The organism is [Clostridium] hylemonae DSM 15053 (assembly GCF_008281175.1).
In the GTDB taxonomy this organism is placed as follows: Bacteria; Bacillota; Clostridia; order Lachnospirales; family Lachnospiraceae; genus Extibacter; species Extibacter hylemonae.
On sequence record NZ_CP036524.1, the window covers coordinates 1,058,648 to 1,074,851 of the forward strand.

The 16,204-nt window shown below is 51.9% G+C and carries 15 protein-coding genes; 14 read left to right on the forward strand and 1 reads right to left on the reverse strand.

Annotation, left to right across the window (positions count from 1 at the left end):
- Positions 1-2: 2 nt before the first annotated feature.
- The 5 genes from iorA to LAJLEIBI_RS05010 are packed head-to-tail and all read left to right on the forward strand — an operon-like array spanning position 3 to position 4,610.
- Positions 3-1,757: an indolepyruvate ferredoxin oxidoreductase subunit alpha gene (gene iorA, locus LAJLEIBI_RS04990; protein ID WP_006441824.1), complete on the forward strand. Its 1,755-nt coding sequence runs from the start codon at positions 3-5 to the stop codon at positions 1,755-1,757.
- On the forward strand, positions 1,757-2,335 hold the full coding sequence (locus tag LAJLEIBI_RS04995) for an indolepyruvate oxidoreductase subunit beta (RefSeq protein ID WP_006441825.1): 579 nt from the start codon (positions 1,757-1,759) through the stop codon (positions 2,333-2,335). The genes iorA and LAJLEIBI_RS04995 overlap by 1 nt, the downstream gene beginning before the upstream one ends.
- Before the next feature lie 38 nt (positions 2,336-2,373).
- The gene (locus tag LAJLEIBI_RS05000) at positions 2,374-2,793 is read left to right on the forward strand and encodes an ACT domain-containing protein (RefSeq protein WP_006441826.1); all 420 of its coding nucleotides are present in this window, start codon (positions 2,374-2,376) and stop codon (positions 2,791-2,793) included.
- A 24-nt stretch (positions 2,794-2,817) separates the two neighbouring features.
- Positions 2,818-4,149: a phenylacetate--CoA ligase family protein gene (locus LAJLEIBI_RS05005; protein ID WP_006441827.1), complete on the forward strand. Its 1,332-nt coding sequence runs from the start codon at positions 2,818-2,820 to the stop codon at positions 4,147-4,149.
- A gap of 17 nt (positions 4,150-4,166) precedes the next feature.
- Positions 4,167-4,610: a hypothetical protein gene (locus LAJLEIBI_RS05010; protein ID WP_006441828.1), complete on the forward strand. Its 444-nt coding sequence runs from the start codon at positions 4,167-4,169 to the stop codon at positions 4,608-4,610.
- A 144-nt stretch (positions 4,611-4,754) separates the two neighbouring features.
- On the opposite strand, the gene LAJLEIBI_RS05015 is transcribed toward LAJLEIBI_RS05010, so the two are convergent.
- Positions 4,755-4,955 carry a cold-shock protein gene (locus tag LAJLEIBI_RS05015; protein ID WP_006441829.1) on the reverse strand — a complete coding sequence of 67 codons (201 nt, stop codon included), beginning with the start codon at positions 4,953-4,955 and terminating at the stop codon, positions 4,755-4,757.
- 364 nt (positions 4,956-5,319) lie between these two features.
- Between LAJLEIBI_RS05015 and LAJLEIBI_RS05020 the strand changes: the two genes are divergently transcribed.
- The 9 genes from LAJLEIBI_RS05020 to LAJLEIBI_RS05060 are packed head-to-tail and all read left to right on the forward strand — an operon-like array spanning position 5,320 to position 16,104.
- Positions 5,320-7,326, forward strand: coding sequence for a hydantoinase/oxoprolinase family protein (locus LAJLEIBI_RS05020; protein WP_006441831.1), 2,007 nt, complete (start codon positions 5,320-5,322; stop codon positions 7,324-7,326).
- A 12-nt stretch (positions 7,327-7,338) separates the two neighbouring features.
- A complete protein-coding gene (locus LAJLEIBI_RS05025) occupies positions 7,339-9,012 on the forward strand; it encodes a hydantoinase B/oxoprolinase family protein (RefSeq protein WP_006441832.1) in 1,674 nt (557 codons plus the stop codon).
- Between the two features lie 23 nt (positions 9,013-9,035).
- A complete protein-coding gene (locus tag LAJLEIBI_RS05030; RefSeq protein WP_006441833.1) occupies positions 9,036-10,634 on the forward strand; it encodes an ABC transporter substrate-binding protein in 1,599 nt (532 codons plus the stop codon).
- A 24-nt stretch (positions 10,635-10,658) separates the two neighbouring features.
- Entirely contained in the window at positions 10,659-11,666 is a 1,008-nt protein-coding gene (locus LAJLEIBI_RS05035; protein ID WP_006441834.1) for an ABC transporter permease, read from the forward strand.
- On the forward strand, positions 11,666-12,499 hold the full coding sequence (locus LAJLEIBI_RS05040) for an ABC transporter permease (RefSeq protein WP_006441835.1): 834 nt from the start codon (positions 11,666-11,668) through the stop codon (positions 12,497-12,499). The genes LAJLEIBI_RS05035 and LAJLEIBI_RS05040 overlap by 1 nt, the downstream gene beginning before the upstream one ends.
- 14 nt (positions 12,500-12,513) lie before the next feature.
- Positions 12,514-13,605, forward strand: coding sequence for a M24 family metallopeptidase (locus LAJLEIBI_RS05045; RefSeq protein ID WP_006441836.1), 1,092 nt, complete (start codon positions 12,514-12,516; stop codon positions 13,603-13,605).
- Between the two features lie 16 nt (positions 13,606-13,621).
- Positions 13,622-14,602 (forward strand): ABC transporter ATP-binding protein, encoded by a 981-nt coding sequence (locus tag LAJLEIBI_RS05050; RefSeq protein WP_040434652.1) that lies wholly within the window; start codon positions 13,622-13,624, stop codon positions 14,600-14,602.
- Positions 14,572-15,600: an ABC transporter ATP-binding protein gene (locus LAJLEIBI_RS05055; RefSeq protein ID WP_147570349.1), complete on the forward strand. Its 1,029-nt coding sequence runs from the start codon at positions 14,572-14,574 to the stop codon at positions 15,598-15,600. Before LAJLEIBI_RS05050 ends, LAJLEIBI_RS05055 begins: the two co-directional genes overlap by 31 nt.
- An 18-nt stretch (positions 15,601-15,618) precedes the next feature.
- Positions 15,619-16,104, forward strand: coding sequence for an L-2-amino-thiazoline-4-carboxylic acid hydrolase (locus LAJLEIBI_RS05060; RefSeq protein WP_040434654.1), 486 nt, complete (start codon positions 15,619-15,621; stop codon positions 16,102-16,104).
- The last annotated feature ends 100 nt before the right edge of the window (positions 16,105-16,204 follow it).

The window sequence follows — 16,204 nt, forward strand, 5'->3', positions numbered from 1 at the left end:
ATATGTCAGAGGGAAAGAAAGTAATAATGCTCGGAAACGAAGCGATCGCCAGAGGAGCGTATGAGGCCGGAGTGAAGGTTTCAGCAGCTTATCCGGGTACTCCGAGCACAGAGATCAGTGAATATCTCGTACAGTATAAAGATGAGCTGTACTGTGAATGGTCGCCGAATGAAAAGGTGGCGACAGAAGTGGCGATCGGCGCTTCTGTTTCAGGCGTCCGTTCCATGGCCTGTATGAAGCATGTCGGGTTCAATGTGGCGGCCGACCCGGCGTATACGGTTTCCTACATGGGTGTCAACGGGGGCATGGTCATCGTTGTGGCGGATGACCCGGGACTGTACAGCTCCCAGAATGAGCAGGACACCCGCATGGTGGCCCGCGCGGCACAGCTGCCGGTTCTGGAGCCGTCCGACAGCTCTGAGGCTAAGGAGTATATGAAGGCCGCGTTTGAGCTGAGTGAGAAGTATGACCGTCCTTTTGTATTCCGCATCACGACGAGACTCGCGCATTCCCAGGGACTTGTAGAGCTTGCCGGGCGGGAGGTGCCGGAAGACAGACCTTACGTCAAAGATGTCAAAAAGACAGTTATGATGCCCGGGAATGCGAAGCTGCGCCACGTGGAGATCGAAAAACGGAATCTGGAACTGGCCGGGGCGGCAGATACGCTGCCGATGAATACGGTGGAGATGAATGATACAAAGGTGGGCGTCATCACAAGCGGTATCCCATACCAGTATGTGAAAGAGGCGATGCCCGATGCGTCTGTATTAAAGCTTGGCATGGTCAATCCCCTGCCGAGAAAAATGATCGAGGATTTTGCTTCCAAAGTAGAGACTCTGTATATCGTGGAAGAGCTTGACCCGGTCATTGAAGAGCAGGTGAAGTCATGGGGCATAAAAGCTGTCGGCAAAGAGATATTTACCGTACAGGGAGAGTACAGCGCCAACATGATCCGCCGGGCGGTTCTCGGACAGGAGTTAAAGACCGCCGCTCCCAAGCCGGCGCCGATGCGTCCTCCCATATTATGTCCGGGATGTCCGCACCGGAGTGTGTTTTATGTACTGCAGAAGCTTAAGATGCACGCGGCCGGGGATATCGGATGTTATACACTCGGAGCGGTCGCGCCGCTTAGCGTGGTTGATACTACGATTTGTATGGGTGCCAGCATCTCCAGCCTTCACGGAATGGAAAAAGCGAAGGGGAAAGAGTATATCAGGGACTGGGTCGCGGTGATCGGTGATTCTACTTTCTTACATACAGGTATCAATTCTCTGATGAACATGATGTACAATAATGCCTCGGGCACGGTCATGATACTGGATAATTCAACGACGGGAATGACCGGCCATCAGGATCATGCGGCCACAGGAAAGACGCTGCAGGGGGATCCGGCGTATGCCATCGATATACCGGGACTTTGCCGCGCTGTCGGTGTTAAAAATGTGGTGGAAGTCAATGCGTTTGATATAGAAACACTTGAAAAAGTCATCAAAGAAGAGACGGCCAGAGATGAAGTGTCCGTCATTATCACAAAATCGCCGTGCGTGCTTCTTAGCAAAGCGAAGAAGCCGGTCTACACCGCCCTCGAAGACAAGTGCAGAAAATGTGGAATGTGTATGAAACCAGGCTGTCCGGCCATGACGAGAAATGAAGACGGAACGATACATATTGACGATACGATGTGTACCGGCTGCGGTTTGTGTGAGGACTTGTGCAAATTTGACGCGATAGAATCAGTAAAGGCAGGTGACAGATAATGACGGCAAAAAACATAATGATAGTAGGTGTAGGCGGGCAGGGGACACTGCTCACGAGCCGGATCCTCGGCGGACTTGCCATGGCGCTGGGATATGACGTCAAGCTATCGGAAGTACACGGTATGGCACAGCGGGGCGGAAGCGTCGTCACATTCGTCCGTTACGGCGATAAAGTGGCGGAACCGATCGTGGAAGAAGGGACGGCCGATATCGTCATTGCCTTTGAACGGCTGGAAGCTTACCGGTATGCACATTTTCTGAAAAAAGACGGAGCCCTGATCGTGAACGACTGGAGGATCGACCCCATGCCGGTCGTTATCGGAGCAGCCGAGTATCCGGATAATATATTGGAAGAACTTAGAAAAGAGTACAAGGTATACAGTGTCAATGCCACAGAAGAGTCCAGAAAGCTCGGAAATTCCAGAGTGTTCAACATGATCGTGCTCGGAGTTGCCGCCAGGCATATGGATTTCACGAAAGAGCAGTGGTACGAAGTGATAGAAAAAACGGTGCCGCCGAAAACGGTTGATATAAATAAGCAGGCGTTTGATGTGGGCTATGATCTGGAATCCAGATAAGTCCGGGGTGTACCTGATTAAATTTAAGGAGGTGTGGTATGATCAGGCAATTATCAGTATTCGTGGAGAACAAGCCGGGAAGTCTTATGGATGTTACGTCACGTCTCACAGAGGCGCATATCAATATCCGGGCTGTCGCGTCTTTTGACACACCAGAGTTTGGTATCCTTCGTCTCGTAGTCGATAAGCCAGCAGAGGCGAAGGGATGTTTGACTGAAAAGGGATTCGTCGTCAGACTCCATGACGTGATCGGTGCGGAGCTGGAGGATAAAAAAGGCAATCTCAATCAGATGTTGGCAATACTTGCAGAAGGCAGAATAAATGTAAACTACATCTATTCATTTGTGATCCGCGAAGGAAAAGCGCCGGTTCTGGTATTCAGCACGGATGACTATGAGAGAGCAGCTCAGATTCTTAAGGATGCAGGTGTAAAGATTGTAGAGGAATCAGATTTATAAGATTAAGAATAGGAGTAGATTGACATGGCAGGAGTAGCATTAAAAGACTGGAAAGAACAAATCAGAGACCCGAAGACAGAGTGTATGGGCAGGGATGAGATGACAGCTCTTCAGAGTGAGCGTCTCGTGAAGCAGGTTAAGAACGTATATGAAAATGTAGAGTTCTACCGGAAAAAGATGGATGATCTGGGCGTGGAACCCGGGGATATCAAAGGAATTGAGGATATCGGAAAGCTTCCGTTCACGACCAAAGAAGATCTGAGAGACAACTATCCGTTCGGACTGCTGGCAGTCCCTCAGGAGAAGATCGCGAGAGTACAGGGGACGTCCGGAACGACCGGAAAACTCACCCTCGCTTCCTATACGCAGAATGACGTAGACGTATGGGGGGAATGTGTCGCAAGAGGACTTACCATGGCCGGGCTTACGGCGGCCGACCGTCTTCATGTATGTTACGGATACGGCCTGTTCACAGGAGGCATGGGCCTGGATCTCGGAGCAAAAGCGCTCGGAGCCATGGCGATACCGATGTCCTCCGGCAATACGAAACGCCAGCTCATGTGCATGGAAGACTTCGGGGCCACGGCGTTCGCCTGCACGCCGTCCTATGCGCTCTATCTGGCAGAGGCCGCAGAGGAAGCAGGCATCGTAGACCGTCTGCAGATCAAGGCGAGCATCAATGGAGCGGAACCGTGGACAGATGAGATGCGCAAGAAGATCGAGAGTATTCTGCATATTAACAGCTTTGATATCTATGGACTGTGTGAGATCACGGGGCCAGGCGTTGCCATGGACTGTATCCACCACAAAGGCCTGCACGTATATGAGGATTATTTCTATCCTGAGATCCTGAATCCGGGAGACAATACTTCATGTGCGGACGGTGAGACGGGTGAGCTTGTCTTCACGACGCTGGCCAAAGAAGGCATGCCGCTGATCCGTTACAGGACGAAAGACCTGACAAGCATTGAATACAGTACGTGCGAGTGTGGAAGAACACTCCCGAGGATCCAGAAGTTCACCGGACGTACGGACGATATGAAAGTGATCCGCGGAGTCAATGTATTCCCGACACAGGTAGAGACAGCGCTTCTCTCCATAGGAGGCGGTGTGGCGCCACATTACCTTATGATCGTGGAGCGCGAGAACAATCTGGATGTCCTGACTGTCATGGTGGAGGTTGACGAGAGATACTTCTCCGATGAGATCCGTAAGCTGGATGAGCTGAAGAATAAAGTCGGTGCCGCACTCAAGCAGGCGCTCGGCGTATCTGCCAGGGTAAAACTGGTAGAGCCTAAGACGATAGAGCGCAGCGAAGGCAAAGCAAAGCGTGTCATCGACAAGAGAGACTTGTAAGAAGGAGGGGAAGTAAGATGGGTATGAGTAATACAGTACAGCAGTTATCAGTATTTTTGGAGAACAGAGAGGGCCGTCTTGACGAGGTACTTGCCATACTTGCGGAAGGCGGAGTGAACATAGTGGCTTTGAGCCTGGCAGATACATCTGATTACGGGATGCTCCGCATGATCGTGTCAGATCCCCACAAAGGAAGGGCCGTGCTGAAGCAGGCGGAGATAACGGCGATGCTCACAGATGTGGTCGCGCTGCGCGTTCCTCACGCCACAGGCTCTCTGAGCAAAGCGATGCACCAGATAGTGGAAGGTGAAGTGAATATTGAGTATATGTATGCGTTTGCCAACGGAAGTGACGCGGCGGCAGTGTTAAAGAGCGATGATCCCGCGAGAGTGATCGATATCTTGAAGGGCAGCGGATTTGATGTCTACAGCGCGGATGAGGCATACAGGGCGAATATGTAGCAGTACAAAAAAGGGGGATGTCATGATCGACATCCCCTTTTTCTTAATCTCATTTCATGTATTACTTTTTAATATCTAAATCAATCTTTCAAGTCTTGTTTATATATAAAAAAGGTACATCCAAATTCTGATTAATGCAATTGACTAAACTCTTGTTACGTTAACAGCCTGAGGACCTTTAGAGCCTTCAGTTACTTCGAACTCTACTTCCTGTCCTTCTTCCAGAGACTTGAAGCCGTCCATGTTCAGGCCGGAGTAGTGTACGAATACATCGTTGCCAGTCTCATCTGAGATGAAACCATAACCTTTTTGGTTGTTGAACCATTTTACTGTACCTCTGTTCATTGTGTTACCTCCATAAAAAATAAAAATAAATAATTAGATACCGTATAAACTATAAATTGAATCTATAGATTATACTTCGTCAGATTAGCATAATTTTATAAAAAAGTCAATGCATTCGACAATCTTTTTTACAATATTACTAAAATAACCGGAATTATTTTGTGAAATACGGAATCACCAAATTGTATTGACAAAAAGAGATGTCAATGCTAATATTTAATCAATATAAAAAAGAAGTGGCTATTGACCGGTCAATTTTTTTTAGCCTTACTGATATTATCAGAGATAATATTACAGTTATTATCAAAGATAATAACATCATCACACTGAGACAGTTACTGTTGCAAAATAAGGAGGAAGGGATATGTCATACAGATTAGCAGCCGACGTCGGGGGAACCTTTACGGATGTCGTAATGGTCGACGATGAGACAGGCATCCTGAAGACCACGAAGGTGCTGACAACACCGCAGGCATTGGAAGCAGGGATGCTTAAGGGATTTGACGAACTTACATCCGGGAAGTATGAGGAGATCACGAGTATCGTACACGGTACGACGTCCGGATTAAATTCTGTGATTGAGAGAAGAGGCGCGCATTGTGCACTCATAACGACAAAAGGCTTCCGGGATGTCTATGAGATCGCAAGGGCCAACCGTCCGGAAATCTATAATAACCATTATCGAAAACCCGAGCCGCTGATCCCGCGCAGAGATATCTATGAGATCGAAGAACGGACTACTTATGCCGGCGAAGTGGAAAAAGAGGTTACATATGAGACGGTGAAAGAACTGATCCCCCGGCTGGAGGGGCAGTATGAAGCGATCGCGGTATGCCTTATAAACAGTTATATCAACACGGAGAATGAGCAGAAAGTATGCCGGATCCTGAAGGAAAACCTGAACGGGGAGGTGATCGTCACCGCGTCCCATGAAATTGCGCGGGAGTCCCGGGAATATGAGAGAGTCAGCACGGCGGTGCTGAATGCGTATGTTGCGCCGAGCACGAGGCATCATGTGCATGCGCTCACCGAAGAGCTGAGAAAGAGAGGATTCAAAGGCACGCTTTATATGATGCAGTCGAGCGGAGGAGTGATACGCGCGGAGATGGCGGCAGTGAGGGCGGTACAGACGCTGATGTCCGGTCCGGTAGGCGGGGCCATCGGCGCCGGCGCCATCAGGAGGGAAAATATCATTGGGTTTGATATAGGAGGAACGAGCTTCGATGTCAGTCTTGTTGTAAACGGCAAGATCGAAACAGCAGTGGAAGCGGAGATGGAGGGCTTTCCGATTCTGGCGCCGACTGTAAATGTATTCAGCATCGGCGCAGGCGGCGGCAGCATCGCGTGGGAGGAAGCCGGCGGCATGCGGGTAGGTCCCCAGAGCGCGGGAGCAGCGCCCGGACCGGTCTGTTATGACAAAGGCGGAACAGAACCTACGATAACAGATGCCGATCTGGTGCTGGGACATCTGTCTCCCGGACATTTTCTCGGCGGACGGATGAAAATAAACGAGTATAAGACGAAGGAGATCTTTGCAGCCTACGGAGAGAAATTTGGGCTGGATATGGTCACGGCAGGAGAAGGCGTGTGCACGATCGCGAACCACAAGATGGCAGACGCCATAAGAGAGCTTACGGTCCGCAGGGGCATAGATCCCCGTAAGTTTTCCATCCTGGCATTTGGAGGCGCAGGGCCGATGCATGCGGCGCTCATCGCCGGGGAACTGGACATAAAAGAAGTCATTGTCCCGGCCAATCCCGGTGTGTTTTCCGCATGGGGAATGCTGCAGGCTGATATCCGGCACGATGCGGCGGTCACCAGCCTCTGCCTGCTGAACAGACTTAAGGAGGAAGAGTTTGAACAAAACTTTGAATGTCTGAAAGAGGAGCTGCAGGAAGTGTTGGAAAAGGAAGGGATCGGGCGGCGGAAAAAGCAGTATATCTGTTCCCTGGATATGAGATATTTCGGGCAGGAATACACCATATCTGTAGACATACCGGAAGGCAGGGGCTGCTGCAGAGATGATATTGAGGAGCAGTTCAACAGCATTTATGAGCGGCTGTACGGGCACCATTCGCCGGACGATATGATCGAGGTAGTGAATTACCGGATGACAGTCATCGTGCCGGTCAAAAAGTCTCCGGCAGCAGGAAAGGCCGGCGAAGGAAGTGCAGACATTATCGACCGGCTGCCGGGATATTTTGACGGTGTGCGGTATGACATGAACGTATATGCGAGAGAACAGCTTGTGGCGGGAAGTCGGATCGAAGGCCCGGCCATTATCGCGGAACTGACATCCACGACCGTAGTTCCGCCGAAGTGGAAACTGACGGTAGATGAGGCGGACAGCATGATCATCACAAGAGTGTAAGGAGGAGATAAGATGGGAGCAAAAGTAAGTCCGATCGTCGTAGAGATCATACGTAACGCAGTAAATTCCGCCGCGCGGGAGATGAACAGCTGTCTGATCAAGAGCGCTTTCGGTCCGGGAATTTATGAGATGAAGGACTGCAGTGTGGGGATATTCAACCGGGATGCCAGGCTTCTGGGGCAATCTTCCGGACTGCCGATCTTTCTCGGCAATCTGGAGATATGCATCAATATTGTGACAGAGCGGATCGGTGTGTGCGGCTACCGGGAGGGAGATGTATTCGTCATGAACGAGCCGTATCTGCAGGGGACCCACGTGGCGGATGTCACCGTGCTGGCGCCGATCTTCTACAGAGGGGAGCTTCACGGCTTCACGGCAGTACGGGCGGCCATGCAGGACATGGGAGGCAAAGATCCGATCGGAAACGCGGATTCGACAGACGTATATCAGGAGGGGCTGCGGATTCCGCCGGTCCGGCTCTGTTCCGAAGGAAAAGTGTGTGAGGATGTAATGGAGATCATCGCCATCAACAGCCGTTATCACACGATGATGAAGGGGGATCTGAATGCCTGCATCGCGGCCTGCCATACGGGCAAGACCCGCATGAACGAACTTTATGAGCGTTACGGTACAGACGTGATAGAAGAAGCGGCAAAGGAAATCTTCCGGCAGTCGGAAGAACTGGACCGGAAAGCAGTGGCGGACATACCGGACGGTGTATATGAGGCGGAGGGATATCTGGATAACGATGGCCTGACGGACGAGCCTCGCAGGCTTAAGGTAAAGATATGCATACAGGGGGAGGTGATGAAGATCGATCTGAGCGGAAGCTCCCGGATGGGCAGCGGTCCGATCAACTGCGGAAGAGCGCAGACCATTGCGGCGTGCAGGGTCGGTTATAAGCAGATCATCAACCCAAAGAGCCAGGTGTCAGGAGGCACATTCCAGAATCTGGAGGTTGTGGTGGAAAAGGGAACCTTCCTGGCGGCGGAAGAACCGGCGCCGTGCGGATGGTATTTTACGGGACTGGGCCTTTTGATCGACCTGATCGGAAAAGCGCTGTCACCGGTTATGGAAAAAGAGGCGGCGGCCGCTCATTACGGAGATTCCAGTCTGATCATCTTCCGCGGCTATGACTCGGCGCGGAATAAAACGTTCGGTATCTGTGAAGCCACTTCAGGCGGCTGGGGCGCATTTGCGGAGGGAGACGGCCAGGACTGCATGATCAATGTTGTGAATGGAGATTTGAAAAACTGGAGTGTTGAATTTATTGAAGACAAGTTTCCGCTCCGGCTCCTCTCCTATGAAATACGGACCGACTCTCAGGGGCCGGGAAAATGGCGCGGGGGAGCGGGCGTTATCCGTACGTACCGCGTGGAGACGGAAGGAGAGTGCCGGCTGATGCTCTGGATCGAACGGACGAAGACGACGGCCTGGGGGCTGTTCGGAGGAGGAAGCGGTCAGGCGCCCGCTGCGGTCGTGAATCCGGGAACGCCGGATGAGCGCGTGTACCTGAAGACAAATACTCTCTCTCTGAAGAAGGGGGATATCGTACAGATAAGGACCGGTGGCGGCGGAGGGTACGGAGATCCTCTTGAAAGAGACAGAAAAGCGGTGCGGGAAGATATAGAGAACGGTTACATAACGGCAGAACACGCAGAAAAATATTATGGCTATGAGGCATAGCCGGAAGCAAAGGAGGAAAAAGGATGAAGAGGAATGTTATGAGAAGAGTTCTGGTACTGGCTATGGCGGCTGTACTTACATGTTCACTCTGTGCCTGCGGCGGAGATAAGAAAAGATCCGGCAAAGAAGGCAAAGCGGATACGAATGATGATAAGACATTTGTCGCTGCCCTGGCATTCATGCCGGACAGCATAGACCCTACCAATCTTATGAACGCGGCAGATATGCACGCTACACGGAACTGTTATGAACCTCTCGTGGAAGAAGTCCGCGGAACAACTGATCTGGAACCGTGGCTTGCTGAAAAATGGGATATACCGGACGCGAAGACTTACATATTCCATATCCGGGACGGCGTGAAGTTCTATGACGGCACGGACCTGAACGCGGAGGCTGTCGTGTATTCTTTTGAGCGGGCGAGGGCATTTGTCAATTCGGTCTCATCCTGCGTGGAGGAGATCGACACGATCGAGGCGGTGGATGACATGACGGTAAAGATGACGCTGAAGGCGGAAAATTCAGGATTTCTTTATAACGTGGCCAAGATAGGTATAATCTCCCCTGCATTCTGTAAGGAAAACGAGGAGGACGGAGACTGGGCCCAGAAGTACCTGAAGAAGCATTCCTGCGGAACGGGGGCATATCAGGTGACAGATTACGTGGACGACCAGTATGTGACGTTATCCAGGTTTGACGATTACTGGCAGGGATGGAAAGATGATCAGATCGACGTGGTTCAGACATTGATCGTGAAGGACAATGCGACCCAGATCCAGATGTTGAATTCCGGGGAAGTGGACAAACTGCAGATTCCGCTGACGGAGAATCTGGATATGCTGGAAAAAAATCCGGATATCGATATATTGAAGGGAGGGTCCCTGCAGACGAATATCTTTACGTTCAACATGAAGAAGGCGCCTTTTGACGATCCGAAGGTAAGACAGGCTGTATCCTGTGCTTTTGACTATGAAGGGGTCAAAAATACGGTGTACAACGGACAGGCTACTGTGCCAAGCGGATTCATGCCGGCTGATTTTGCGGAACATGACCCGGATCTGCCGGAGCAGAAACAGGATATGGAAAGGGCAAAGCAGCTCATGGAAGAATCCGGAGCCGGAGCATGTGAGATCCGGGTACATCTGTGCGAAGGCAGTGATGACCAGGTACAGATGGCGCAGATCCTCCAGGCTGATCTGGCGGAGATCGGAATTACGGTAAAAATTGAGATTATGCCGTGGACGTCTCTCGTAGAGGAAAATACTTCGCCGGAGACAGCGCCTGAGATGTCGGCGCTCAATATGGGCGCGTTCACAGGAGACGCGGCCTTTTTCCTGAAACAGAATTTTCACAGTATCAACAGCGGCGGCTCTTATAACTGGAGCTTCTATGAAAAACCGGAGTTTGACAAACTGCTGGATGACGCCGCGGCCACTGTGGACGAGGGAGAAAAGACAAAACTCCTGAAGCAGGCGCAGCAGATGCTTGTGGACGACTGCCCGGCGGTATTTGCGGCATCCCCGAATACGGTGGAAGCGATCAATAACACGTACAGAGGATATGTTCTGCATCCGCTCGATTATTTCTATTCCATCCGGTTCTATCAGCTGACTGTAGGTGAATAGGGGACAAAAACGGAGGGAACCGTTATGGCGAAATTTTTGTTAAAAAGATTTGCATCGCTTGTGCTGGTCATCATCGGTGTCACAATGCTCGTGTTCCTGGCGACGTATTATCTGCCGTCAGACCCGGCGAGGGCGGCTGCGGGGCCGTCCGCAACAAATGAACAGGTAGAGGCAAAGCGGGTAGAGCTGGGCCTCGACAAGCCGATATATGTCCAGTATCTGGAGTATATGAAAGGGCTTCTGAGGCTCGATATGGGAACCTCTTTTAAGACAAAGCAGCCGGTTGCGCAGGAGATCTCTTCCAGGCTTTCCGCTACGCTCGAACTGACGGCAGTATCACTCATAGTATTTTTTGTTCTGGCGCTGATTTTAGGAAGTGTGGCGGCTTTAAAGCGCGGCGGTGTACTGGACGGCATGATCCGGTTTTTCTCGGTGGCCGGCATGGCGGTTCCGCCTTACTGGCTGGCACTCATATTCCAGTATGTGTTCTACTACAGACTTCAGTGGCTGCCGGCCGGTTACCGGCTGCCGGTGGGGACGATGCCCCCGGAACCTGTCACAGGGTTCTATCTGCTGGACAGTGCGTTTGCAGGTGACTGGGCATTGTTACTGCAGGCAGCCAGACATCTGCTTCTGCCTGTGTTAAGCCTCGTACTCGGCTATTGCGGGATCACGACCAGAATGATGCGGACACAGCTGCTGCAGGAACTGCGGCAGGACTACATAAGGACCGCGAGGTCCAAAGGACTTCCGGAACATACAGTTATCAGACGCCATGCGATGAAAAATGCAATCTCCCCTATACTGACACTGCTTGGTATGCAGGCGGGCGGTATGATCGGCGGTACAGTGCTCATAGAGAAGATATTCAGCTGGCCCGGACTTGGCTCGTATGCTCTGGATGCCATCGCGTCGCTGGACTTGATGGTCGTGGCCGGTATTACGCTGACGATGGCAGTCATATTCATACTGATCAATCTGTTAGTTGACATTTCTTATGTATTGATCGATCCAAGAGTGAGGTTAAGCTGATGAAAAAAATCAAGAAATATTTTTTTAGAGATACGCCGTCCGTCATCGGTACGCTGATATCGGTGATGATCATACTGTTCATGCTCACAGGGCCTTTCATAGCCAGGTATAAGCCGCTTGTCGTGGATACGGGAGCCAAGCTGGTGGCGCCGGGAAGCATTCACTGGTTCGGAACGGATGAGATGGGACGGGACCTGTTCAGCAGGATGGCATATGGTTCCTGGTACTCTATGGGAACTGCTCTTGCGGTTGTGCTGTGCGCGGCGGCGGCTGGTATCATGATCGGCGGGATCGCCGGCTATATCGGCGGCTGGTTCGACAATCTGGTAATGCGTATTTGTGATGTGTTCATGTCTTTTCCGCAGATATTTCTGGCAATGATCATTGCGGCGGCGATCGGCGCGGGGATCGGGCCGACCATCTTTGCGCTGGCAGTGTCCTGGTGGCCGAATTATGCCAGGATGGTACGCGGGATGGTGATCGTCATAAAGGAAAAGCTATATGTGGAATCAGCGAAGGCGATCGGAATGCATCCGGCAAAGATCGTATTTACCATTATCATCCCCCAGACGATGTCCATGGTGATCCCCCAGATCACAATGGGGATCGGCAATGCGTTGATCGCGGCGTCCGGATTCTCCTTTATCGGACTTGGGGCGCAGATGCCTACACCGGAGTGGGGAGCGATGATATCGGCCGGAAGCCTGTTCATATTTAACGCGCCATGGTACTCTATGATACCCGGCGTATTTATCTTCCTGTCGGTTCTCGGATTCAGCCTGTTAGGTGATTCCCTGCAGGAGGCAACGAATCCGGAACTGAGGAACCTGTAGAAAAGGGAGGATGTATGATGGATATAAAGAAGAGGATAGAAGACGCCCGCACTGTCATGAGACAAAAACAGCTGGACTGTCTGATCCTGTCTCCGTCAGCAGATCTGTATTATATGACCGGACTTAGCCCAATTGCGGTAGAGCGGCCTGTTTTCCTTATCGTGCTCAGGGAGGAAGCATATGTTATCCTGCCTGCATTTGAGGCGGATGATCTGCGGGAAGAGGTAAAGGAACAGATCTCCTGCATTTTCTGGCAGGAAACAGAGGATCCGTACAGAAAGGCTGCGGCGTGCGTCGGAGGTGGAAGTATCCGTATCGCGGCGGGGGATGCGATGCCGAACGTGATGGCCTACCGGCTGGCGCGGCAGATAAAGGCGGCGTCCTGGTCTCTTGGCAGCGAGGTGATGGAGGAACTCAGAGCCAGAAAAGACGCTGCGGAATTGAAATACTTAATGACTGCCCAGGAAAAATCAGAAGCTGCGCTGCTCAGGACATTGGAACAGGGACTGGAAGGATTTACCGAACGGGAGGTGGCGCAGCGGCTGAAAGGGTATCTGGAGGAAGAAGGACTCTCATGCCGGGGGCTGCCGCTCGTGGCGGCCGGGCAGAACGGGGCGGTGCCCCATCACCAGGCGGCGGACTGCCGGATCTGCTTTCAGGATGCAGTCGTCATAGACTTTGGAGGAAGCTATGAAGGATATTTTTCAGATATTACGAGAACGGTAGCGGTTGGTAAACCGCCGGAAGGATTTGAAGAAATATACGGGACGGTGCGGGCTGCCAATGAGGCCGCGTTTCAGGCGGCAGCGCCGGGCATCACATGCGGGTGTCTGGACGAGGCGGCCCGGCAGGTGATCCGGGAAGCCGGATACGGTGGATTTTTTACCCACCGCCTCGGACACGGCATCGGCCTGGACATCCATGAGCCGCCCTATATCGTTGCGGGAAGCCGGAAACAGATAGAGCCGGGCAATGTCTTTTCCAATGAGCCGGGCATCTATCTTCCGGGACGCTTTGGTATCCGGCTGGAAGACGATCTGTACATCGGGCAGAAAGAAGCAGAGTGTCTGACCGGACTTGGGCATGAACTGCTCGTTGTGGATTAGAGGGGAGGGACATACAGTGGGCGTAACATTACTGAATGTGGAGGGTCTCGTAACAGAATTCTACGGCGAAGGCAGAACGGTCAGAGCGATCGACCATGTGTCTTTCCATGTGGATAAAGGAGAGATTCTGGGCGTCATCGGGGAATCCGGGTGCGGCAAGAGTGTAACGAGCATGTCTGTCATGCGTCTCATTCCGGAGAACCTCGGCAGAGTGGCGGAAGGAAGGATCACCTTTGAGGACAGAAATATACTGAAAATGAGCCGGAAAGAGTTTTCCGGTATTACAGGAAAAGAGATATCCATGATTTTTCAGGAACCTCTTTCCTCGCTCAATCCGCTGTTGACATGCGGATATCAGATCGTGGAGGCGATCCGCTGCCATGAGGCGGTAAGCAGAAAGAAGGCGTGGAAGAAGGCAGTGGGGCTTCTTGACATGGTCGGGATACCCATGCCGGAGAAAAGAGCGGAGGAATATCCGCATCAGCTGTCCGGAGGAATGCGCCAGAGGGTCATGATCGCTATGGCGATCGCCTGCAGTCCAAAGCTGCTGATCGCCGATGAGCCGACAACGGCGCTGGATGTGACCATACAGGCGCAGATACTCGATATCATCAGGAGGCTCAGAGAGGAACTGGGGATGGCTGTCATGTTTATTACGCATGATATGGGGGTGATCGCGGAAGTGGCGGACCGGGTGATGGTCATGTATGCGGGGAGCATTGTGGAGGAAGCGCCTGTCAAACAATTCTTCGCCAATCCGCTGCATCCTTATTCGATGGGACTTTTAAAGGCGGTCCCAAGGCCGGATGAAAAGAAGGAGCGTCTGTTTATGATAGAAGGCACGGTCCCGAAACTGTCGGAGGAGATCATTGGGTGCAGGTTCTGCGGCAGGTGCGGCTGTGCAGCGGATATCTGTACAGAGCAAAAGCCTCCGCTTGTAGACGCCGGGCAGGGACAGAAAGTATTATGCTGGCAGTATGCCATGGAAGGCAGGTGATGCGGATGACAGATCAAAAGAACGGGCAGGAAAACGCTCCTTTGCTGAAAGTGAATCATGTATCAAAGTATTACTCTGCTAAGGCAGGGGCGTTTTCAAGGGACAAAAGAGTAGTCAAAGCGGTGGAAGATATCAGTTTTGATGTGTATCCGGGAGAGACGTTAGGTATCGTCGGAGAATCCGGCTGCGGCAAGACTACGCTGGGAAAACTGGTGCTCCATCTGTTTGAACCGACAAAGGGCGAGGTCCTGTTCGGGGGACAGGATGTGCTGAGATTAAAAGGGCGGCAGCTGCGGGAGTTTAGAAAGCATGCCCAGATCGTATACCAGGACCCATATACATCGCTTAATCCGAGAAACACCATCGGGAGGACGATCGCCGAGCCTCTGCTCGTCCAGAAGCTTGCGGATAAGAAACAGACAGAGGAAAGCGTACTGCGCATGCTGGAGGTGGTCGGACTGTCCTCCGATTACTATGACAGGTATCCGTTTGAATGTTCAGGAGGACAGCGGCAGCGGGTGGGAATCGCCCGGGCGCTCATCCTGAATCCAAAGCTGATCGTCTGTGACGAAGCGGTATCGGCACTGGATGTGTCCACGCAGTCTCAGATCATCAATCTGCTGGATGATATTCAGAAGGAATTTAATCTGACTTACCTGTTTATCTCTCACGGGCTGTCCGTGGTACGTCATATGTGCAGCCGTGTGATGGTCATGTACCTCGGGAGAGTGGTGGAGATCGCAGGATGCGAGGAACTGTACCGTCATCCGCGGCATCCTTATACAGAGGCTTTGTTCTCCGCGATCCCACTGCCGGACCCGGAGATCAAAAAGGACAGAATTATACTGGAAGGAGATGTGCCGAACCCGGTAAATGTACCGTCAGGATGCGCATTTCATACCCGGTGTAAATATGCGCACGAGCGGTGCAAAAATGAGACGCCGCAGATGCGGGAGACGGGAAACGGACACAGCGTTGCGTGTCACCAAATAAAATGATCAAGGAGGAAATGAACTATGTCAGGAGAAAGAATGGGAAGGGAACGGGAAACAGAGATCAACCGGAATGCGATCGGCCACAGAGCGGCATGGATGGGACTCATTTACGATGAAGCAGTTAAGGCGGGCATAGATATCGAGGAAGTAATGAGAAGAGCCATCGCAAGGAGAGGAGAGCAGGACGGGAAGAAGTTCCGCGCCAAATGTGAAGATATTACAGACCTTGCCAGTTTCCGGAAGGTGTTCCTGGATGAACTTGGCATGAACACCTTTGATATGGAAGTAGAGGAATGCTCTGCGCAGGATCTGAAGATCCAGTTCCACCACTGCCCGCTGCTGGCCGCCTGGAAAGACCTGGGCATGGACGATGCGCAATGTGCGAAACTGTGTGATATTGCCATGGACGGCGACCGCAGTATTGCGGGAGCGATGGGGCTTAAGTTCGATCTGAACGGGGCGATCGCGGATGGATGCGCCACATGCAGCCTGCACTTTCATAAGTAATATACAGCCTGTGCGCTTCGTATTGAAGGGTATCCAATAGAAGAAATTTCTGGTAGAATGATACATAGGCGAAACGCAGTGTAAGGCGGAATTTTGCGAA